Raw genomic sequence first — 19,693 nt, 5'->3', positions numbered from 1 at the left:
GGTCGCTGAACCTGTGACCTAGAGATTATGAGTCTCCCGGCATCCTCGTCGTCCCCGCCGGCACCGCCTCGCAGACCGTCCCTTCCGCAGGCAGCACGCGGTCGATCAGCGCCGCGTCGACCGCGGAGTCGATGCACGGCCCGCTCGTGCGGTAGGACGTGTGGCCGACGCCCGTCCGGGTCAGCAGCACGGCGTCCTCCAGGCGTTCCGTCATGGCCTGCGCCCAGTGGTACGGCGACACGTTGTCGACCTCGCCGCCGACCACCAGGATCGGCGGGGCGCCGGCGCCGGTGAGCTCGGCGGTGAACCGGTCCTTGTTCGCGGCAGGCCAGAACGCGCAGCTCAGCGCGCTGTACGCGGCCCGGCTGCCGAGGCGCTCGCCGCGGGCGTCGATCTCGCGGGCGGCCGCCCGGTGCTCGCCGAGGTTGCGCAGGGCGGGCCAGTCGGCGCAGCGGACGGCCGTGTGCGGCTCCTGCAGGGTGGTGGCGAACGGGCCGCCGAACGGCGCGACCGTCAAGTTCACGACCATGAAGTGGAGGAAGGCGCCGTTGCCCTGCTGCGCGGCGAGCAGGCCCGCGGTGAGCTGCGGCCAGAGCGTGCGGACACCCGCCGCGGCCCGCACACCCTCCAGCGCCATGGCGCCGTCGAGCGTCCCGCCCGGGGTGAGGCCCTCGATCGGCGGGACCTGCAGGGGCTCCCGCTCCAGGTCGGCGATCAGGGCGTCGAACGCGGTCTCCGGGTCGCCGTCGCCGAACGGGCAGACCTCCACGCCCTCGGCGCGGCACGTCTCGAACCAGAGGTCGAGCGTCTCCTCGTTGGACCTGGCGACGTCGTCGAGCAGGCGGAGCGGGTCGTTCTGCCACAGGTCGGTGTCGACGGGGCCGTCGATCACCATCTGGCGCACACGCTCCGGGAACAGCGTGGCGTACATCGGACCGACCACGGTGCCGTACGAGGCGCCGTAGAACGTGATCTGCTCCTCGCCGATCGCGGCGCGCACCTGGTCCAGGTCGCGGGCGACGTTGTCGGTGGACAGGCTCGCCAGGTAAGCGCGGTCCTGGTGCGTCGCGCAGCCCTTCGCGAAGGTCCGGGCGTCCTTGACCAGCTGCGCGAACGACGTGCCACCCGGGATGGTCGGGTCGCGGTCCTCGGCCGCCTGCTCGGCGCGCTGCTCGTCGGTGAGGCAGCGGACGGCGTCCGACTCCCCGACGCCGCGCGGGTCCATGCCGACGACGTCGAAGCGCGCCACGACGTCGGGCGAGAACGGGCCGGTCTCGCCGGTGGGGTCGATGGAGCGGACCATGTCCGACGCCGGCACGCCCGGGCCGCCCGGGTTGATGAACAGGCTGCCGATGCGCCGGTCCGGGTCGGTCGCGCGGTGCCGCACGACGGAGAGCGGGATCTGCTCGCCGTCCGGGTCCGAGTACTCCAGGGGGACCTGGACGGTGGCGCAGTCCAGTCCGGGGCCGCACCCGGCCCAGTCGATCGGGCCCGGGGCCGGGGCGGAGACGGTCGGGCGGGGGACGCCGCCACCGGCCGACGCAGCCAGCGCCGCGCCGGTGCCCGCGCACCCGGTCACGGCCAGGGCGACGACGGCGAGCAGCGCAGTGATCCGCAGCGACGCACGAGTTGTTCTTGGCATGGCACCGACGCTAGGTATCTCACCCGGTGAGCGCATCCGCCGATGGGTCCGGACCCGCCGACCAAAGGAGGAGCGGCCCGGTCACCCCGGCCGGTCGTCGTCGCTGAGCCCGGCCTCCTGCACCAGCAGCGCCACCTGGACCCGGTTGTTCAGGCCGAGCTTGGCCAGGATGGACGACACGTGGGTCTTCACCGTGGTCAGGCCCAGGAAGCGGCGTGCCGCGATCTCGGCGTTCGAGAGCCCCGCCCCGATGTCGACCGCGACCTCCCGCTCCCGCTCCCCGAGCACGTCGAGGCGCCGGCGGGCCGTGGCGCGCCGGCCGTCCTGGTCCGAGTCGGTAACCCGGGCGATGAGCCGCCGGGTCACCTCGGGGGAGAGGACGGGGCGCCCCTGGGCGGCGTGCCGGATGGCGACGACGAGCTCGTCGGGCGGGGTGTCCTTGAGCAGGAACCCCGCCGCTCCGGCGCGCAGTGCGCGCAGCACGTGGGCGTCGGCGTCGAAGGTCGTGAGCACCATGACCTGCGGGGCGGGCGAGCCCCGGCGCAGCGTCTCGGTGGCGGTGAGCCCGTCGGTGCCGGGCATCCGGATGTCCATCAGCACGACGTCGGGGCGGTGGCGCCGGGCCAGCTCGACCGCCTCGGCGCCGTCCCCGGCCTCGGCCACGACGCGCAGGTCGGGTGCGCCGCTGAGCATCATCCGGAGCCCGAAGCGGACCACCGGGTCGTCGTCGGCGATGAGCACGTCGATGGCCGGCTCGTCGCCGGGTGCGGGATGAGTCACGTCGGCCAGGGTAGGCGGAGCTGGACCCGCCAGCCGCCCCGGTCCGTCGGGCCGTGGTCGAGGTGGCCGGCCACGAGCCGGGCGCGCTCCTCGAGCCCGCGCAGGCCGGTCCCGGAACCGCTCGGTCGCGCCACCGGGGCGGCGGGGGGCGCGTTGACCACCTCGGCGACGACGTCGTCCCCCGGGCGCCCCGTGATCCGGACGGTGACCCGTGCGCCCGGGGCGTGCTTGCGGGCGTTGGTCAGGGACTCCTGCACCACGCGGTAGACCGTGCGGCCCTGCAGGTCGGGGAGGGTCCGCTCGCCGGTGGTGACCCCCGCGTCGTCGTGCAGCGTCACCGGCGTCCCGGCCGTGCGGGCCTCCTCGACCAGCTCCAGCACGTCCTCGACCGCGGGCAGGGGCAGCTCTCCCACGGGGGCGCGCAGCACCCCGATCACCTCGCGCAGGTCCTGCAGCGCGCGGTGCGCGTTCTCCCGCACCACCTCGGCGGCCCGGCCGACGTCGTCCGGCGGGGCCGTGCGGGCATAGGCGAGGGCACCGGCATGAACGCTGAGCAGGGACAGGCGGTGGCCGAGAACGTCGTGCATCTCCCGCGCGATGGCCTGGCGCGCCTCACGTTCCGAGCGCTCGGCCCGGAGCTGCGCCTCGACCTCGGCGGCCGCGGCGCGCTCGCGCAGGGACTCGACGAGAGCACGCCGGTTGCGGATGGTCAGGCCCCACGCGACGGTCGCGGCGCTGCCGAGGCCGATCAACGTGAACACCGTCAGGGGCGGGACGGTCTGGTCCGGCCAGATGAGCTGGTAGGTGCCGAGAGCCGCGACGCCGGTGGCGCACACGGCTGCCGTGGCGCGGGTCGAGGCGTGCAGGGCCACGGTGAAGAGCGCGACGATCGCGGCGCCGCTGACCGTCTCGGAGTAGACGCTGACCACGGCGAGGGCGAGGCCGATCTGGACGGGGTACGCGCGGCGCCACCACAGGGCGACGCAGCCGAGGAGGCCGGTGAGGCGGTCGGCTACCAGGAGCGCTGCGGGGAGCGGGTCGGGCTCGGCGGCCTGGATCCACAGGGACGTCCACGCCAGGGCCACGGCGACGGCGATGAGGGCGACGTCGGTGAGGCGCTTCCGGAGCGCGGGGGTGGTCGGCGTGGTGGGCATCGGGTCGAGCCTAGAGCGGGGTGGGTGCGGGCATCGGGTCGGAGTGTCAGTAGCTCCGCGTACGTTCCTCGCCATGGGTACATCGAGCACTGACGACCTGGGGCCGAAACATCCGGCCTTCGCCGCCCACTTCCGTGACCCCATCTACGACGACGAGGGCGACGACTTCGCGCCCTTCGGCAACGACGAGGGGTGGGACCTGGTCTTCCTGACGGCGCGACGGGCCGACGAGCTGGACGGCAGCACGACCGTGGCGCAGATCGACCCCGAGTGGCTGGGGGACGAGGCGGAGGTGGCTGCCGGGCTCGACGAGGGCGACGTCGACATGGTGGACGTCGTGATCGGCGCGGGGTTCACGCTGCTGCGCCTGACCGGGCAGATCGACGACCTCGGTCGCGCGCTGGTGCTGCGTGCGCTGGACACGCGGGACCGGGTCTACGGGCGGCAGCCCCAGACGGAGCGGATGCGGGCCGACCTGCTGGCGTTCGGGTGAGTGGCACACGCCTGACCACGACGGGTTAGTCTGCCCCCTTTGGCCGAACTTTCACCCAGGAGTGCCTATGAGCTTCGCCGATCGCATCGTGGCCACCAACGAGCTGATCTGGTCCATCCCGCTGATCGCCCTCTGCCTGCTCGCCGGCCTGTACTTCTCCGTGCGCACCGGCTTCCTCCAGGTGCGACACATCCCCGACATGCTGGCCCAGCTCAAGCGGGGCAAGGAGTCGGAGGAGGGCACGTCGTCCTTCCAGTCGCTGATGATGTCCCTGGCCGGCCGCGTGGGGATGGGCAACATCGGCGGCGTCGCCACGGCGATCGCCTTCGGCGGTCCCGGCGCCGTGTTCTGGATGTGGACCTCCGCGTTCCTCGGTGCCGCCACCTCCTTCGTCGAGAGCACCCTCGGGCAGATCTACAAGGAGAAGGACCCGGACACCGGCGAGTACCGCGGTGGGCCGGCGTACTACTTCGAGAAGGCCTACCGGCACAAGGCCCGTGGCCTGTCGCTGGTCTACGCGATCCTCTTCGCGGTCGTGACCATCTTCGCGATGAGCTTCTTCCTGCCAGGCGTGCAGGCCAACGGCATGGCCTCCGCGATCAACAACGTCTGGGGCGTGCCCACCTGGGTCACCGCCGTCGGCCTCGTCATCCTGCTGGCCTTCATCGTGATCGGCGGCGTCAAGCGCATCGCCCACTTCGCCGTGATCGTGGTGCCCACGATGGCGCTGGTCTACATCGCCATCGCGCTGGTCGTGCTCTTCGTGAACTTCAGCCAGATCCCGGCCGTGTTCGGGCTGATCTTCGGGAGCGCCTTCGGGGTCCAGCCGGTGTTCGGCGCGATCCTCGGCCTCGCCGTCAAGTGGGGCGTGCAGCGCGGCATCTACTCCAACGAGGCGGGCCAGGGTACCGGGCCGCACGCCGCAGCGGCCGCCGAGGTCTCGCACCCGGCCAAGCAGGGCTTCGCGCAGTCCTTCGCGGTGTACGTCGACACCCTGCTCGTCTGTTCCGCGACGGCCTTCATCATCATCTCGACCGGCATGTTCAACACCTTCGCCGGCGAGACCTGGCCGAGCGAGGTGATCCACGAGGGCAGCGGCGGCCTCGGCACCGACGTCGAGCCCGGCCCGGGCTTCGTGCAGCAGGGCCTGGACGCGGTGTTCCCGGGTGCCGGCCCCGCGTTCGTCGCCATCGCGCTGGCGTTCTTCGCGTTCACCACGATCGTGGCGTACTACTACATGGCCGAGACCAACCTGACCTACCTCACCCGCAAGATGACCAACCGGATCGCGGCGCGGGCCGTGCGGCGGGTGCTGCAGGCCCTCGTGCTGGTCTCGGTGGCGTACGGTGCCGTGACCACGGCGGGTGCGGCCTGGGGCCTGGGTGACATCGGCGTCGGGTCGATGGCCTGGCTGAACATCGTCGGCATCCTGTTCCTCCAGGGCCCTGCCCTCAAGGCACTCAAGGACTACCGGGACCAGAAGCGGCGAGGGCTGGACCCGCAGTTCGACCCGCGCACGCTCGGCATCCGGAACGCGACGTTCTGGGAGCGCCGTGCCGACCGTGAGGCTCGGAGCACGTCCGGTGGGGACGAGCCCGAGAGGGAGCTCGACCGGGCCTGACGGTTCCACCGGGGCCGGGCGGCGTCGCCCGGCCCCGGAGGCAGTACGCTCCGGCCGTGACTCCCGAGACCCACGGCCGGCGACCCACCGCCGCCGACGCGGCGTACGACTTCGTCCCCGTCCGTGCCGACTACGCGGACCTGCTGCGTGCCATGCCCCAGATGCGTGCGGTACGGGTGCTCGGCTGGTGTGTTCTCGGCCTGATCGCCGCGATGATCGGGCTGTCCTTCCTCCTCGTCCGGGACGACGGCGCGCCCGTCGCCGACGCCGCGACCCTGGCCCCGCTGGTGGTGCTCGGTATGCTCACGGGCATCGTCGTCCTGGGCTACGCGCCGCTGGGTGCGCACGCCGCCTGGCGCAGGCCGGCGAACCGCGAGCCGGTGCGTGCGGTGCTGGACGACGACGGTTTCCGGCACGAGGGCCCCAGCGGCAGCCAGGCGTGCGTCTGGGGCGTCGCGTCCCAGGCCCGTGAGACGGCCGGGGCCTACTACCTCTACGTGCCGAACGGGCTGGCCTCGATGATCTTCTGGCTGCCCAAGCGGGCCGTCCCGGTCGGCGAGCAGGCCCTGGTCCGGGAGCGCATCCGGGCACATGTCGGGCGGTACGTGATCCGCTGATCCGGCCGGGCGCCGCCGGCGCACAGATGGAGTCAACCCGGGTCCGTGCCAAATGGCCTTGCCGCGGGGCCGGACCACCGCCACGCTGACCCGATGCCGAGCGACGACGTGGTGCCGACCGACGAGGTGGTCCTGGGCTGGCGCACGCCCGTGTCCGACGAGGAGGTCGTCGACCTCACGCGGTCCCACGGCGGACACCCCGAACCCGGCTGGTGGGACCGGGTCCACGACCACTCCCTGGGATGGGTCACCGCCCGGAGCGCGGACGGAACGCTGGTGGGGTTCGTGAACGTTGCGTGGGACGGCGCGGGCCACGCCTTCCTCATCGACACCAAGACGCGACCCAGCCACCAGCGCCGCGGCGTGGGCACCGCCGTCGTGCGCCGGGCGGTCGAGGGAGCCCGGGCCGCGGGCTGCGAGTGGCTGCACGTGGACTTCGAGCCGCACCTCGAGGGCTTCTATCTCGACGCCTGCGGCTTCCGGCCGACGGCGGCCGGGCTGGTGCACCTCAGGACTGCCGCATCTGCCAGGATGCGTCCGTGACCAGTCACTTCGCCCGGTACCAGGCCGGGGAGCACGACGGCGTGTGGCATGACCTGCGCGCCCTGGGGCTGACGGCCTTCGACGCGCCGTACCGCGAGGACGCCGAGGCCGTGGCCCGCGAGATGGCGGCACGCGCCCGCCGGAACGTGGAGACGCTCGTGGACCGCCTGACGGCGGACGGCTTCGTCGCCGCGCGGAACGACGACGACGCGACGCCGCGCCCGGCGCACTTCCCGCCGTCCGACGGCGCCCCCGCGCTGGCGGACTGGATGGAGGCGCAGTTCGCGCCGTTCCCGATGACGGTGGCGGCATGGATCCGCCAGGTCGGTGACGTGTGGCTCGTGGGCGAGCACCCGCGCTGGCCCGAGAGCGTGCTGGCCGACCCGCTCGTGGTCGAGTTCGAGCACAGCGTGTACGGGGGTGGCTCGCGCGAGTACTACGAGGGCGAGTGGGAGCTCTGGCAGGAGGACGCGGACCAGGACGGCGTCTCCCCGTTCCAGCTCGACTACGCGCCCGACGCCCTGCACAAGGCCAACATCAGCGGCGACGGCCCGTACGGGATCGAGCTGCCCGGCGTCGGCGTCGACGGCCTCGTCGGTCCGACGACGTGGTTCGTGGACGACCTCAACACCGCGTTCGCGGCAGGCGGGTTCCCCGGGGCGCTGCGGGCCGAGGGCTACGTGGACCCGCCCGCCGGGCTGCGCGAGGCCCTGGTGCGGGACCTGCTGCGGCTCTGACCCCTCCGGGTCAGGGCACGGAGGCCTCATCCAGGGTGGGCTGCCGGCCCGCGTCGAGCAGGGTGTGCGCCACGGTGACGCCGAGGGCGCACACGAGCAGGACGAGGGTGCCGGCCAGCGTCGCGCGCAGGCCGAGCAGGGCGAGGAGCCCGCTGGCGACGATGACACCGAGCGACGTGGCGGTGCGCAGCAGCGCGAACAGCTCGGCCCGGCGGTCGGGCGGGGCGAGCCGGTCCAGGGCCAGCGAGTAGAAGGTGCCCAGGACCGGCAGGAAGAAGCCGATGACGGCGGCGCCGGCGAGCGCCGTGGCGAGGTGCCCGCCGAGCAGCACCAGGGCGGACGCCGCGGTGGTCGCGGCCAGGTAGGTGACGACGCTCCAGGGGCGGGGCATGCGGTTGCGGACGCTGACGACGACGCCCCCGGTGACCGAGCCGACGCACAGCACGAGGGCGAACAGGAAGGACCACGCCGGGCCGAGCCCGAAGGCGAGTGCGAACGAGACGGCGCCGACCTCGACGGACGCGACCACCCCGCCGCCGGCGGCGGCGCACAGCAGCCAGACGTAGGCCTGCCGGGGGATCCGCCGGCGGGCGCGGGCGGGTTCGTCGACGCGCAGGTCGTGCGCCTCGGGGACGGCCGGCATGAGGACCAGCGGCCCGACGCCGAGCACGGTGACGGCGGCCATGGCCCACACGGGCGAGACGGCGCCGAGCAGGGAGGCGAGCACCGGGGCGAGGGCGAAGGTGATCTCGTTCAGGGTCGCGGCGACGCCGAGCGCGCGCGGCAGGTCGCGGGGTTCGACGAGGTGGTTGAGCAGCAGCCGCTGGTAGCCGTAGGCGGCGCCGTTGACGGCTCCGGCCGCCACGACGGCGAGCACCAGCAGGGCGAACGGCGCCTGCGCGGCGGCCAGCGCGGTCACGGCGGCCAGGGCGGCGGTGCGGACGGCGATGAGCACGCGCAGGTAGCGCACGCCGTCGAACCGGCGGCCCAGGCGGGACATGGGGACGGCGCCGACGATCTGGGCCGCCGTCATGGCGAGGACGAGCGCGGCGCCGGACTCCGCCGTCCCGGTGATGGGGAGGGCGATGAGGGCGAACGCGATGGGGGCCGCGGCCTGGGGCACGCCGAACGTCCCGTACCCGGCCTGCCAGCGGAGCACGTCCCGGCGCGAGCGCTGCCGGTCGGGCGTGTGCTCCGGCGCTGGTGCCGGGGTGCGGGTCATCGGGGTCTCTCGTTCCTGTGGGGCTGGTGTTCGTAGAATGCGGCTGCGACCGGCTCCTCGGCCGGACCACCCTCAGTGAGCACTATATTGCTCACTGAGGGTGGATGTCGACGTGCCGATGAGGCGAGGGGTGCATGGCGGAGCGGATCAGGCCCGAGGTGGCGGTCCTCGTGGGCCGGCGCATCCGCGCCCTGCGGTCGGGTGCGGGGCTGAGCGTCGCCCGGCTGGGGGAGCTCAGCGACGTCAGCCGCCGGATGCTCACGCAGATCGAGCTCGGCCAGGCCAACCCCAGCCTCGCCACGGTCGACCGCATCGCCTCGGCGCTCGGGACCACGTTCCCCGCTCTGGTCGGCCTGGCCGGCGAACCCTCGCCCGACGGCGTCCTGGTGTGGTCGACGCCGAACGGGAGCTGGGCCTACCTGCTCAAGTCGACCGAGACGAGCGAGGTCTCGGTGGAGCTGTGGAAGTGGCACATCGTCGGTGACGACACCTACCAGACGGCGCCCGAGCAGGGCGCGCCCGACTCGATGGTGCACGTGCTGCACGGGCGGCTGCGCCTCCGGTCGAGCACGGCCGAGCTGCACGTGGACGAGTCGGAGTCGGCGCGCATCGTCAACGACCCGGCGTACGCGTTCGGGACCGCCGCCGAGGCGACGGACTTCCTGTGGGTGGTGATGATCCCACGGCGGGGGTGACGGGTCCCGCCGCGCCGGGTCAGGTGACCAGGCCGGTGCGGTAGGCGTGGACCACGGCCTGTACGCGGTCCCGCAGGCCGAGCTTGGTCAGGATGCGCGACACGTACGTCTTGACCGTCTCCTGGCTGATCACCAGCCGCGTCGCGATCTCCCCGTTCGACAGGCCGTCGGCGATCAGGCGCAGCACCTCCAGCTCGCGCGGGGTGAGCCCGGTGTCGCCGGGCTCGTCCCGCGCCGGACGGATCCGGGCGGCGTACCGGCCGACGAGCTGCCGGGTCACCTCCGGGGCCAGCAGAGCGGCCCCGGAGGCGACCGTGCGGATGCCCTGCAGCAGCTGCGCCGCCGGTGCGTCCTTGAGCAGGAACCCGCTCGCCCCGGCACGCAGCGCCTCGTACACGTACTCGTCCAGGTTGAACGTGGTCACCACCAGCACCTTGACCGGTCGGGCCACCCCGGAGCCGGCGAGCAGCCGGGTCGCCTCGATGCCGTCGAGCACCGGCATGCGGACGTCCATCACCACGATGTCGGGCCGCAGCTCGTGGGCGAGCTCGACGGCGGCCCGCCCGTCCCCGCACTCGCCCGCCACCTCCATGTCGGGCTGCGCGTCGATGATCGTCGTGAACCCGGTACGGATCAGCATCTGGTCGTCGCACACCAGCACCCGCAGCGGTGCGGCCGGGGAACCGGCGGTCACGAGGCGCTCCCCGTGGGGATGCGCGCCGACACGACGAAGCCGCCGTGGGCGTCCGGGCCCGCGCCGAGCTCGCCGCCCAGCGCACCGACCCGCTCCCGGAGCCCGGCCAGGCCCCGCCCGCCCCGGCCCGGCGGACGGTTCGCCACCGGACCCGGCGAACCCTCCCGTGGTCCCGGCACCGCTGTCACGACCTCCACGCCGATCTCCCTCTCGTCGTAGTGCACGTCGACCACCGTCCGGCTCCCGCGCGCATGCTTCAGGGCGTTCGTCAGCGCCTCCTGGACCACGCGGTACGCCACCAGCTCCGCGCTCCCGCTCGCCGGCGACGGCGAGCCGTGCTCGGCCAGCTCCACGGGCTGACCCGCGCGGCGCGTCTGCTCCACGAGCACGTGCAGGTCACCGGTCGACGGCGCCCGGGCCGGCCCGTCGTGCCCGGGATCCAGCACGTCGAGCAGGTTCCGCAGGTCGGCGATCGCGCGCCGGCCCGTGTCCGTCACGGCGTCGAGGGTCTGCTCCAGGCGGTCCGGCGCCGCCGTCAGGTACCGCGCGGACTCCGTCTGCACCACCATGGCCGTCACGTGGTGGGTCACCACGTCGTGCAGCTCGCGCGCGAGGCGGGTGCGTTCGGCGGCGCGCGTGTCCTCCGCGACCCGGAGCCGGCGCTCCGCCTCGGCCGCCCGCGTCGAGCGCAGCCAGGCGCCGATGCCCCAGGTGAGCACCAGGGCCAGGAAGAACGTCACGTACTCGTCCGGCCGTTCCGTACCGCCGCGCCGGTCGAGCGCCACCGCCAGCACCGCGTACCCGGCGCCGAGCGCACCGGCCACGGCAAGACGGCGTCGGGCGAGGTGGGCGCCCGTGCTCACGAGCGCGACCGCCAGCGCGTTCCCGGCGAACGACGGGTAGGCCAGGAGCTGGGCGAGCGCGAACCCGGACGAGACCAGGGCGACGCACGCCGCGGGCCACCGCCGTCGCACGGCCAGCGGCAGGCACTGCAGGGCGATGGCCAGCACCGCCCACGCGTCGACCGGCCGGGCCGGCAGGCCACCGACCTGGGTGCCGTAGTCGCGCAGCACCGGCACGAAGGCCGCCGCGGCGAGCCCCAGGGCGAGCGGCAGGTCCCGGACGGTGACGTCGAGCCGGTGCCACCGGTCCAGGACCGGCCTCAGATCGATCACCGGGGGAGCGTAGCGGTCACGTCCGTCCGTGCGGCCCGCCGCAGCGGCACGATCCGGCCCCGCCGGTGGGCCACCACGAGGAACACGGCGGCCGTCACGACGCAGAACACCACCGAGTACAGGCTGCCCTCCGGGCCGAAGGTGCCGCCCGTCACGAGCACGTGCCCCGACGTCGTGGCGTCGAGCAGCCCCTGCGGGGTGTCGTTGCCGGAGACCTCCGTGCTGAAGATCGCGCTCCCGGCCACGTTCCAGCCGAGGTGCAGGCCGATGGGCACCCACAGCCTGCGCGTGGCCACGTACGCCGCGGTCAGCATGCCGCCCGCCTCGATCGCGATGGCGATCGCACCCCACAGGGTGGCGTGCGGGTTGAGCAGGTGCGCCAGCCCGAACAGGAGACCGGTGGCCGCCAGGGCGACCCAGGTTCCGGTCCAGCCCTCCACGACCCGGAACAGGACACCCCGCCACAGCAGCTCCTCGGTCACGGCAGCGGCGGCCATGAACCCCAGCAGCCCCAGTGCGCTCGACGGCGACCCCAGGCCGTGCACGGTGTAGCTGCCGAGAAGGGCGAGGTTCACGATGACGAGGGCGAACAGGCCGAGGCCGAGCAGCGTGCCCCGGACGAGGGCGGGCGCGGCACCCCGGAGGGCCGCCTCCACCACCGCTCGGTGCTCGGTCAGCCGCACCACCCACCGGTAGACGACGACGCCGACCACGGCCGTCGCCAGGCCGACGGCGAACGTCAGCCAGGGGTCGTCCTCGACCGCCACGAGGGCCTGTCCACCGAGGAACGAGACGGCCACGACGGCCACGAGCTGCCACACCAGACGCACGATGACTCCTTCGCGAGAGGCCGCGGCGGGTGCGCCGCGGGCTACCCGGAACGCTAGGGAACCGGGCCCCGCCAGGTCGTCACCGCACGGTGGACACCTGCGAGTAGCTCGCACGGGGGACAGCCACGGGGCCAGACTGGGCCGGGTGCAGACCACCCTCGACCGCATCCGCGCCGAGATCGCCGCCCACCCGTCCAACGCCTGGGCCCGCGACCTCGGGTACGAGCCGCTCTACACCGCCGGGCCGGGCGCGCGGATCGCCCTCGTCGGCCAGGCCCCCGGCCGCAAGGCACAGGAGAGCGGCGTGCCGTGGAACGACGCCAGCGGGGTGCGGCTGCGCGCCTGGCTCGGCGTCGACGACGCCCAGTTCTACGACCCGGACCGGTTCGCCATCCTGCCGATGGACTTCTACTACCCGGGCAAGGGGGCGTCCGGCGACCTGCCACCCCGCAGGGACTTCGCCGCCCGGTGGCACGGGCAGATCCTCGCCGAGCTGCCCCACGTGGAGCTCACGATCCTGGTGGGCGCCTACGCCCAGAAGTACTACCTGGGCTCCCGCGCGAAACCGACGCTGACCGCGACCGTGCGCGCCTGGGCCGAGTACCTGCCGGCGGACATCCCGCTCGTGCACCCCTCCCCGCTCAACTTCCGCTGGCAGGCCAGGAACCCCTGGTTCGAGGACGAGGTCGTGCCCGCCCTCCGGGCGCGGGTGGCCCAGGCGCTCGCGGCCGGCGGCCGAGGGGCCGCGGTCAGCCGCCGTGGCTCACCCGCGCCGGCTCCCACGCGAAGCCGTCGGGGTCGGTGACGGTCCCGAGGTCGCCGTGCACGACGAGCCGGTGCGAGCCCGAGCCCTCCGGCGGCACCCCGGCGTCCTTGGCCAGCGCGCGGTGCTTGTACAGACCGAACCCGACCCGGCCGGGCCCCTTGCCGAAGTCGACGTAGGAGCCGAAGCTCTTGCCCACCGTCAGGCCGCGCTCCACGTAGAACGCCTTGCTGGCCCGCACGTCCGCCGCCCCGACCAGGAGCACCACCTCGTCGATCGTGCGGGTGACGGGGGCGGAGTCCTTCCGGGCGGACGTCGCGACCTTCCAGATCGCGCCGTCGGGCGCCTGGACCACGCCGCCGTGGCCCCACAGGGACGTGGCCACCGGCTTGAGCACGGTGGCGCCGGCGGCGACCGCGGCGTCGAACAGCGCGTGGACGTCGCCCGGCTGCGCGGCGACGAGGGACAGGTGGTACCCGCGGAACCCGGAGGTGGGTGCGTCGGTCTCGCGCAGGTGCAGGACGTCGCCCAGGTCGAAGGCGGCGTCGTAGAAGGAACGTGCCGAGCTGAGGTCGGTCACCTCGAGGGTGACGGAGTCGATGTGTGCCATGCCGTCGACGCTAGGCGGCGCGCGCCGGCGGGGGCTTCTCGATTCCTGACCGGATGCGCGGGCCGGGGGACGAGACACGTTTGACGGGTCATTTACAGCGCTGTAAATTCCGACGGTCGCCGCGAGCAATGGAGTTCGAGCAATGGGAGATGCAGCGTGAGTCCAGGTGTGAGTGCAGGTTTCAGCCGTTCCGTCCCGCTGAGCCGCCGGTCGTTCCTGGCCGGCTCGGCCGCACTGGTCGCACTGGGTGCAGCGGGCTGCGCGTCGCCCACCGGGTCCTCCGGTGGGGGCACCACGCTGCGCTTCTACGAGCAGAAGCAAGAGGTCATCGCCTACTTCGACGAGCTGCTGCGCCGGTTCGAGAAGGAGCGGCCCGGCATCACCGTGGTGCACGACTCGACCGTGGCCATCGCGCCGCAGTTCGTGCGCAACGAGCCCGCCGACGTCGGTTGCTTCAACGACAACCTGGAGCTCGCCCGGTACATCAAGCGCGGGGTGCTCGGTGACCTCTCCGACCTGCCGTCGGCGCAGACGGTCCGGACCGACATCGGCGAGCTGACGGACCAGTACGCGACCTACCCCGGGCGCACGAGCGTGCTGCCGTACTCGCTCGCCGCCGCGGGCGTCATCTACAACAAGAAGATCTTCCGCGACCACGACCTGCCGGTGCCGGAGACCTGGTCGCAGTTCGTCGACGTGTGCGAGGAGCTCAGCCGCGCCGGGATCACGCCGGTCTACGCGACCGACCGGGACACCTGGACCCTGTGGCAGGGCCTGTTCGACTACTCGGTGGGCAGCCTCGTGGCGCCGGGGGAGTTCTTCGCGCGGATGAAGGAGCTCGGCACCGAGGTGGGCCCTGACTCCGAGGTGTCGTTCGAGAAGGACTTCGCCGTGCCGATGGAGCGCGCCAAGACCGTCTCGTCGTACTTCAACCCGGACCACGCGGTGCGCGCCTACGCGGACGGCAACCTGGCGTTCGGCAAGGGCGAGGCCGCCATGTACCTCCAGGGGCCCTGGGCGCTCAGCCAGATCGCGCTGGTGGACCCCGACCTGGAGATCGGCACGTTCCCGCTGCCGGTCTCCGAGAACCCGGACGACCGGCAGGCCCGGGTCAACATCGACCTCGGCCTGTGGATCCCGACGGCGTCGCAGCACCAGGAGGAGGCGCGCGAGCTGGTCGAGTTCCTCATGCGGCCCGACATCATCAACGCCTACAACGCCGACAACCTCGCCTACTCGACCCTCAAGGACGCCCCGCCGCAGCGTGACGAGCGGCTGGCCGGGCTCCAGGAGTACGTGGACCGCGCGGCCTTCTACCAGGGCGCGGGCACGTTCGTGCCCACGTCGATCCCGCTGGGCAACTACCTGCAGTCCGCCATCCGCAGCGGCAACTTCGAGGGCATGCTGCGCCAGCTCGACGCCGACTGGCGCCGCCTGGCGGGACGGGGCGCGACCGTATGACTGGCACAACGTTGTATCACATGGAACCTGCCCGGCTCGACGAGGAGCGACGATGACCGCACAAGCCGCACTGCCCCTGCCCACCGCGGAGGGAGGGCGAGGAGACCGGCACCGGTCGGGCGGCCGGCGCGTCGAGCCGGTCTTCTACCTGTTCCTGGTGCCGACGCTGCTCGTGTTCACGGCGTTCGTCGTGGTCCCGGCGCTGATCGGCATCTTCTACAGCCTCACCGACTACGTCGGCTTCGGGGACTGGTCGTTCCTGGGGTTGCGCAACTACGCGGCGCTCTTCAGCGACCCGCGGATCCTGGAGTCCTACGGGTTCACGCTCGGGTTCGCGCTGGTCACCGTGGTCGTGGCGCAGGTGATCGCCCTGGCGCTGGCCGTGGCGCTGTCCCGGCGCATCCGCTTCGTGACCAGCCTGCGCACGGTGTTCGTCATCCCGATGGTGGTCTCCGGCATCGTCGTGGCCTACGTGTTCAACTTCCTGTTCTCCAACTCGCTGCCCGCGATCGCCACGGCGGTCGGGTTCGGGCCGCTGGAGGAGAGCATCCTCGGCAACCCGGACCTGGCGTGGCTGTCCATCGTGATCGTGTCCGCGTGGCAGACCATCCCCGGCGCGCTGCTGGTCTACACCGCCGGTCTCACCTCGATCCCCGGCGAGCTGTACGAGGCCAGCGCCCTGGACGGCGCCTCCCCGTGGCGGCAGTTCCGGTCGATCACGGTGCCGCTCATCGCGGGCTTCATCCTCATCAACACGATCCTCGGCGTGAAGGGCTACCTCGGCGTCTACGACGTCATCGTCGGTCTGACCGGCGGCGGTCCCGGCACGTCGACCAGCAGCGTCGCCATGACGATCTTCGGCGGCTTCACCGGCGGCGACTACGCCTACCAGATGGCCAACGCCACGGTCTTCCTGATCGTCACCGCGCTCATCTCCGTCGCCCAGATCGTCGCCACCCGAGGAAGGGCGGTCCAGCTGTGACCACCGTCGACACGACCCGCGCGGCCGCGCCGCGCCCCGCCGTCCGCCCCCGCAACCGGCCCGGCGCCACGGGCCGGGCCCACCGCACCAACTGGCCGCTGACCGTTCTGCTCTGCCTGGCGACGCTCACGGTCTTCGTGCCGCTCTACGTCACGCTGTCGATGGCGTTCAAGACCAGCGCGCAGTCCGCCGACGGCAACGCGTTCTCCCTGCCGGCGCCGTTCAACCCGGCCAGCTTCGCCGAGGCGTGGTCGCTGACCCGGTTCCCGGTCTCGTTCGGGATCTCCGTGGCGGTCGCGGCGATCGCCGTCGTGCTCACGCTGCTGCTGAGCTCGCTGGCGGCCTACGCCATCGCGCGGAACTGGTCCCACCGGTTCTTCCGCTGGTCGATGATCTACCTGCTGGTGGCGCTGTTCCTGCCGTTCCCCGTGGTCGCGCTGCCGCAGATCCAGCTCACGGCGCTCACCGGCCTGGACAACCCGCTGGGCGTGGGGATCCTGCACGCCATGTTCCAGCTCTCGTTCAGCGTGCTGCTCTACACGGCCTACCTGCGCTCCATCCCCGTCGAGCTGGAGGAGAGCGCCCGGATCGACGGCGCGAGCACGGGGCAGATCTTCTGGCGGATCATCCTGCCGCTGCTCGGTCCCATGAACGCGACGGTCGGCATCTTCGCCTTCCTCGCCTCGTGGAACGACTTCATGATGCCGTCGCTCATCATGTCCGACCCCACGCTGCAGACGCTGCCCGTGGTGCAGAACATCTTCCAGAGCCAGTTCGGCACCAACTACAACGTCGCGTTCGCGTCGTACCTCATGGCGATGGCGCCGACGATCGTCGTGTACCTGTTCGCGCAGCGCTGGGTGATCAGCGGCGTGACGCAGGGCGCCGTCAAGCACTGACCCCCGGCCGCCGCACCACCCGCACCACCGACTCCCGAGGAGCCACATGTCTCAGACCGTCGACAGCCTGCCCGCCGTCCGCCCGCTGCCCGACGCCGCCCCGCACGCGCGGCCCGAGCAGCAGGTGCTCGGCGCCGGCTGGCGGATCACCGTGCTGACCGAGGGCGTGTTCCGCGTCGAACGGTCGGCCGACGGGGGCTTCGAGGACCGCGCCTCGACGTTCGCGATCCGCCGGGACCTGCCGCCGGCCGAGTTCGCCGTCGAGCGCGTGGGGGACGGCGTCGTGGTCACCACGCGCCGCGCCCGCCTGCGGTACGACGGCGGGGAGTTCTCCGCCAGCGGGCTCGTCGTCGAGGTGCTGGGGCGCGACTCCGGGCGCTGGCGGTACGGCGAGCCCACGCGCGACCTCGGCGGGACCGCCCGCACGCTGGACGACGTCGACGGCCGGACCGACCTCGAACCGGGCGTCGTGGCGCCCGACGGGATCGGCGTGATCGACGACTCGGCCTCGTTCCTGTTCGAGGACGACGGCTGGGTGGGCTCCCGGGTGCCCGGCCGGCAGGACCTGTACGTGTTCGTGCACGGCCGCGACTACGCCGACGCCGTCGGTGACCTCTACCGGGTCTCCGGCAACCCGATGCGGCTGCCGCGCTGGGCACTGGGCAACTGGTGGAGCCGGTACCACCCCTACAGCGACGAGTCCTACCTGGCGCTGATGGACCGGTTCGACGAGGAGGGCGTGCCGTTCTCCGTCGCGGTGATCGACATGGACTGGCACCGCGTGGGGTCGGTGCCGCCCGAGTACGGCAGCAGCTGGACCGGGTACTCGTGGGAGCCCACGCTGTTCCCCGACCCGGCGGCGTTCCTGCGCGCCCTGCACGAGCGCGGCCTGCGCACCACGCTCAACCTGCACCCGGCCGACGGCGTCCGCGCCTTCGAGGACGCCTACCCGGCCATGGCCCGCGCCCTGGGCGTGGACCCGGACAGCGGGCAGCCCCTCGGGTTCGACCCGACCGACCCGGCCTTCCTGCAGGCCTACTTCGAGCACCTGCACCACCCGCTGGAGGAGCAGGGCGTCGACTTCTGGTGGATCGACTGGCAGCAGGGCCGCACCTCGGGCATGCCCGGCGTGGACCCGCTGTGGGTGCTGAACCACTTCCACCACCTCGACGCCGCGCGCGACAGCCGGCCGGGCATGACGTTCTCCCGGTACGCCGGACCCGGCAGCCACCGGTACGCGGTCGGGTTCTCCGGCGACACCGTGGTCTCATGGGCGTCGCTCGCGTTCCAGCCGGAGTTCACCGCGACCGCGGCCAACATCGGCTACTCCTGGTGGAGCCACGACATCGGCGGCCACACCCGCGGCGTGCGGGACGACGAGCTGGCCACCCGGTGGGTGCAGTCCGGCGTCTTCTCGCCGATCATGCGGCTGCACTCCGCGAACAACCCGTTCATCCGCAAGGAACCGTGGCAGTTCCCGCCGGAGCACCGTGCCGCGATGACCGATGCGCTGCGGTTCCGCCACCGCATGGTGCCCTACCTGCACACGATGAACCACCGTGCGGCGGCGGGCGTGCCGCTCGTGCGGCCGATGTACCACCTGGAGCCGCGCCGGCACGAGGCGTACGGCGTGCCCAACCAGTACGCGTTCGGCAGCGAGCTGCTGGTCGCGCCGATCACGACGCCGCGGGACGCCGCGTCCCTGCGGGGGAGCGTGCGCGTGTGGCTGCCCGAGGGGCTGTGGACCGACATCTTCACGGACGCCGTCTACCAGGGCGGGCGCACCGTCGAGATGCACCGGACGCTGGGTTCCGTCCCGGTGCTGCTGCGCGAGGGCGGCATCCTGCCGCTGGACGGCGGGACCGACCTGGACGCCACGCGCAACCCCGAGGCGCTGGAGGTGCTCGTGGCACCCGGGGCGTCGGGAGAGCTCGTACTGGCAGAGGACGCCGAGGGGGATGATTCGCCGGGCGGCGGCGGTCGGGTCGACGGCGCGGGGTCGAGCGCAGCGGGCGGTGTCGCCTCGTCCGGCGCTGACGGGCCGGCCGCGACCACCGTGCTGCGGTGGGACCGCGAACGCGGCGAGCTCCGCATCGAGCCTGTGCGCGGCGACGCTTCGGCGGTGCCCGCGCAGCGAGAGTGGACGCTCACGTTCCTGGCCGGTGTCCCCGCGGGCCCGGTCACGGTCGACGGCGTCCCGGTCCCGGTGGACGGCGTCGACGGCCGCTGGAGCGTGCGCGCGTCGGGGCCCGTGACCGGCGAGATCGTCGTCCGGGTCGCGGGCGGGCCGCTGCGGGTCGGCGCGGACCGGACCGAGGCGGCGCGCGCCGTCCTGGAGAGCGCGCAGTGGGGCAACCCGGAGAAGCTGGAGGCGTGGGACGTGGTCAGGAGCGCGCGTCCGGTGGCGCAGAAGGTCGCCGAGCTCGCGGCCGTCGACCTGCCGGAGACGGTGCGCGCGGCGCTGGTGGAGCAGCTCGCGGCGGTCGACCCGGCGGCGCGCTGAGGGGCTGCCCCGGCGGCGCGCGTCGGGCTGCCCCGCTGGGGCGCGTCGGGCTGCTCCGGCGTCGGCAGTTTGCTTCGAAGGTCGGCAGTTTGCATCGAAGTCGGCACAGGCCTGGACCGACTTCGAAGCAAACTGCCGACCTGGTTGAGGGGAGTGCCGACCTGGGCGGGGGAGCGCCGACCTGGTTGAGGGGAGTGCCGACCTGGGCGGGGGAGCGCCGACCTGGTTGAGGGGAGTGCCGACCTGGGCGGGGGAGCGCCGACCTGGTTGAG

At 73.0% G+C, this 19,693-nt stretch carries 19 protein-coding genes; 11 read left to right on the top strand and 8 right to left on the bottom strand.

Annotation, left to right across the window (positions count from 1 at the left end):
* Positions 1-25 precede the first annotated feature (25 nt).
* The 3 genes from ACIBBF_RS22085 to ACIBBF_RS22075 form a co-directional block, all read right to left on the bottom strand.
* Positions 26-1,642, bottom strand: coding sequence for an alpha/beta hydrolase (locus tag ACIBBF_RS22085; RefSeq protein WP_397417638.1), 1,617 nt, complete (start codon positions 1,640-1,642; stop codon positions 26-28).
* An 81-nt stretch (positions 1,643-1,723) separates the two neighbouring features.
* Entirely contained in the window at positions 1,724-2,422 is a 699-nt protein-coding gene (locus ACIBBF_RS22080) for a response regulator (protein ID WP_397417635.1), read from the bottom strand.
* A complete protein-coding gene (locus ACIBBF_RS22075; protein ID WP_397417633.1) occupies positions 2,419-3,576 on the bottom strand; it encodes a sensor histidine kinase in 1,158 nt (385 codons plus the stop codon). Before ACIBBF_RS22075 ends, ACIBBF_RS22080 begins: the two co-directional genes overlap by 4 nt.
* A gap of 73 nt (positions 3,577-3,649) precedes the next feature.
* Here ACIBBF_RS22075 and ACIBBF_RS22070 point away from each other — a divergent pair, with 73 nt between their 5' ends.
* The 5 genes from ACIBBF_RS22070 (at position 3,650) to ACIBBF_RS22050 (ending at position 7,587) form a co-directional block, all read left to right on the top strand.
* Positions 3,650-4,069, top strand: coding sequence for a hypothetical protein (locus ACIBBF_RS22070; protein ID WP_397417631.1), 420 nt, complete (start codon positions 3,650-3,652; stop codon positions 4,067-4,069).
* Positions 4,070-4,136: 67 nt separating this feature from the next.
* Positions 4,137-5,690: an alanine/glycine:cation symporter family protein gene (locus ACIBBF_RS22065; protein ID WP_397417629.1), complete on the top strand. Its 1,554-nt coding sequence runs from the start codon at positions 4,137-4,139 to the stop codon at positions 5,688-5,690.
* A 56-nt stretch (positions 5,691-5,746) separates the two neighbouring features.
* Positions 5,747-6,307, top strand: a complete 561-nt coding sequence (locus tag ACIBBF_RS22060; RefSeq protein ID WP_397417627.1) for a YcxB family protein — start codon at positions 5,747-5,749, stop codon at positions 6,305-6,307.
* Between the two features lie 93 nt (positions 6,308-6,400).
* On the top strand, positions 6,401-6,850 hold the full coding sequence (locus ACIBBF_RS22055; RefSeq protein ID WP_397417625.1) for a GNAT family N-acetyltransferase: 450 nt from the start codon (positions 6,401-6,403) through the stop codon (positions 6,848-6,850).
* Positions 6,847-7,587 carry a hypothetical protein gene (locus ACIBBF_RS22050; protein WP_397417623.1) on the top strand — a complete coding sequence of 247 codons (741 nt, stop codon included), beginning with the start codon at positions 6,847-6,849 and terminating at the stop codon, positions 7,585-7,587. The genes ACIBBF_RS22055 and ACIBBF_RS22050 overlap by 4 nt, the downstream gene beginning before the upstream one ends.
* A 10-nt stretch (positions 7,588-7,597) precedes the next feature.
* Here the strand turns inward: ACIBBF_RS22050 and ACIBBF_RS22045 are convergent, their stop codons facing one another.
* The gene (locus ACIBBF_RS22045) at positions 7,598-8,809 is read right to left on the bottom strand and encodes an MFS transporter (protein ID WP_397417621.1); all 1,212 of its coding nucleotides are present in this window, start codon (positions 8,807-8,809) and stop codon (positions 7,598-7,600) included.
* 134 nt (positions 8,810-8,943) lie between these two features.
* Here ACIBBF_RS22045 and ACIBBF_RS22040 point away from each other — a divergent pair, with 134 nt between their 5' ends.
* Positions 8,944-9,504 carry a helix-turn-helix domain-containing protein gene (locus ACIBBF_RS22040; RefSeq protein ID WP_397417619.1) on the top strand — a complete coding sequence of 187 codons (561 nt, stop codon included), beginning with the start codon at positions 8,944-8,946 and terminating at the stop codon, positions 9,502-9,504.
* 19 nt (positions 9,505-9,523) lie between these two features.
* On the opposite strand, the gene ACIBBF_RS22035 is transcribed toward ACIBBF_RS22040, so the two are convergent.
* The 3 genes from ACIBBF_RS22035 to ACIBBF_RS22025 are packed head-to-tail and all read right to left on the bottom strand — an operon-like array spanning position 9,524 to position 12,203.
* Positions 9,524-10,198, bottom strand: coding sequence for a response regulator (locus ACIBBF_RS22035; RefSeq protein WP_397417617.1), 675 nt, complete (start codon positions 10,196-10,198; stop codon positions 9,524-9,526).
* On the bottom strand, positions 10,195-11,373 hold the full coding sequence (locus ACIBBF_RS22030) for a histidine kinase (protein ID WP_397417615.1): 1,179 nt from the start codon (positions 11,371-11,373) through the stop codon (positions 10,195-10,197). The genes ACIBBF_RS22035 and ACIBBF_RS22030 overlap by 4 nt, the downstream gene beginning before the upstream one ends.
* A complete protein-coding gene (locus ACIBBF_RS22025; protein WP_397417613.1) occupies positions 11,370-12,203 on the bottom strand; it encodes a lysostaphin resistance A-like protein in 834 nt (277 codons plus the stop codon). Before ACIBBF_RS22025 ends, ACIBBF_RS22030 begins: the two co-directional genes overlap by 4 nt.
* A 145-nt stretch (positions 12,204-12,348) precedes the next feature.
* Here ACIBBF_RS22025 and ACIBBF_RS22020 point away from each other — a divergent pair, with 145 nt between their 5' ends.
* Complete coding sequence (locus tag ACIBBF_RS22020) at positions 12,349-13,008, top strand: uracil-DNA glycosylase family protein (RefSeq protein WP_397417610.1); 660 nt, start codon at positions 12,349-12,351, stop codon at positions 13,006-13,008.
* Here the strand turns inward: ACIBBF_RS22020 and ACIBBF_RS22015 are convergent.
* Complete coding sequence (locus tag ACIBBF_RS22015; protein WP_397417607.1) at positions 12,953-13,576, bottom strand: VOC family protein; 624 nt, start codon at positions 13,574-13,576, stop codon at positions 12,953-12,955. The genes ACIBBF_RS22020 and ACIBBF_RS22015 overlap by 56 nt on opposite strands.
* A gap of 168 nt (positions 13,577-13,744) precedes the next feature.
* On the opposite strand from ACIBBF_RS22015, the gene ACIBBF_RS22010 reads away from it, so the two are divergent.
* From ACIBBF_RS22010 to ACIBBF_RS21995, 4 genes are read left to right on the top strand one after another with little or no spacing between them, the layout of a single operon-like run.
* Positions 13,745-15,037 carry an ABC transporter substrate-binding protein gene (locus ACIBBF_RS22010; RefSeq protein WP_397417605.1) on the top strand — a complete coding sequence of 431 codons (1,293 nt, stop codon included), beginning with the start codon at positions 13,745-13,747 and terminating at the stop codon, positions 15,035-15,037.
* 52 nt (positions 15,038-15,089) lie between these two features.
* On the top strand, positions 15,090-16,019 hold the full coding sequence (locus ACIBBF_RS22005) for a carbohydrate ABC transporter permease (protein ID WP_397417603.1): 930 nt from the start codon (positions 15,090-15,092) through the stop codon (positions 16,017-16,019).
* Positions 16,016-16,918, top strand: a complete 903-nt coding sequence (locus ACIBBF_RS22000; RefSeq protein WP_397417601.1) for a carbohydrate ABC transporter permease — start codon at positions 16,016-16,018, stop codon at positions 16,916-16,918. Before ACIBBF_RS22005 ends, ACIBBF_RS22000 begins: the two co-directional genes overlap by 4 nt.
* A gap of 46 nt (positions 16,919-16,964) precedes the next feature.
* Complete coding sequence (locus tag ACIBBF_RS21995; RefSeq protein ID WP_397417599.1) at positions 16,965-19,421, top strand: TIM-barrel domain-containing protein; 2,457 nt, start codon at positions 16,965-16,967, stop codon at positions 19,419-19,421.
* Positions 19,422-19,693: the final 272 nt, after the last annotated feature.

The organism is Promicromonospora sp. NPDC050880 (assembly GCF_044456525.1).
Classification (GTDB): Bacteria; Actinomycetota; Actinomycetes; order Actinomycetales; family Cellulomonadaceae; genus Promicromonospora.
The sequence above is the reverse complement of the archived record's forward strand: the minus strand, read 5'-3'. Positions and strand labels throughout refer to the sequence as shown.

Bases quoted from the DNA above. Each gene is read 5' to 3' on its own strand.
- ACIBBF_RS22085 (WP_397417638.1), bottom strand. From the start codon at position 1,642: ATGCCAAGAACAACTCGTGCGTCGCTGCGGATCACTGCGCTGCTCGCC.
- ACIBBF_RS22075 (WP_397417633.1), bottom strand. From the start codon at position 3,576: ATGCCCACCACGCCGACCACCCCCGCGCTCCGGAAGCGCCTCACCGAC.
- ACIBBF_RS22070 (WP_397417631.1), top strand. From the start codon at position 3,650: ATGGGTACATCGAGCACTGACGACCTGGGGCCGAAACATCCGGCCTTC.
- ACIBBF_RS22065 (WP_397417629.1), top strand. From the start codon at position 4,137: ATGAGCTTCGCCGATCGCATCGTGGCCACCAACGAGCTGATCTGGTCC.
- ACIBBF_RS22055 (WP_397417625.1), top strand. From the start codon at position 6,401: ATGCCGAGCGACGACGTGGTGCCGACCGACGAGGTGGTCCTGGGCTGG.
- ACIBBF_RS22045 (WP_397417621.1), bottom strand. From the start codon at position 8,809: ATGACCCGCACCCCGGCACCAGCGCCGGAGCACACGCCCGACCGGCAG.
- ACIBBF_RS22040 (WP_397417619.1), top strand. From the start codon at position 8,944: ATGGCGGAGCGGATCAGGCCCGAGGTGGCGGTCCTCGTGGGCCGGCGC.
- ACIBBF_RS22015 (WP_397417607.1), bottom strand. From the start codon at position 13,576: ATGGCACACATCGACTCCGTCACCCTCGAGGTGACCGACCTCAGCTCG.
- ACIBBF_RS22005 (WP_397417603.1), top strand. From the start codon at position 15,090: ATGACCGCACAAGCCGCACTGCCCCTGCCCACCGCGGAGGGAGGGCGA.
- ACIBBF_RS21995 (WP_397417599.1), top strand. From the start codon at position 16,965: ATGTCTCAGACCGTCGACAGCCTGCCCGCCGTCCGCCCGCTGCCCGAC.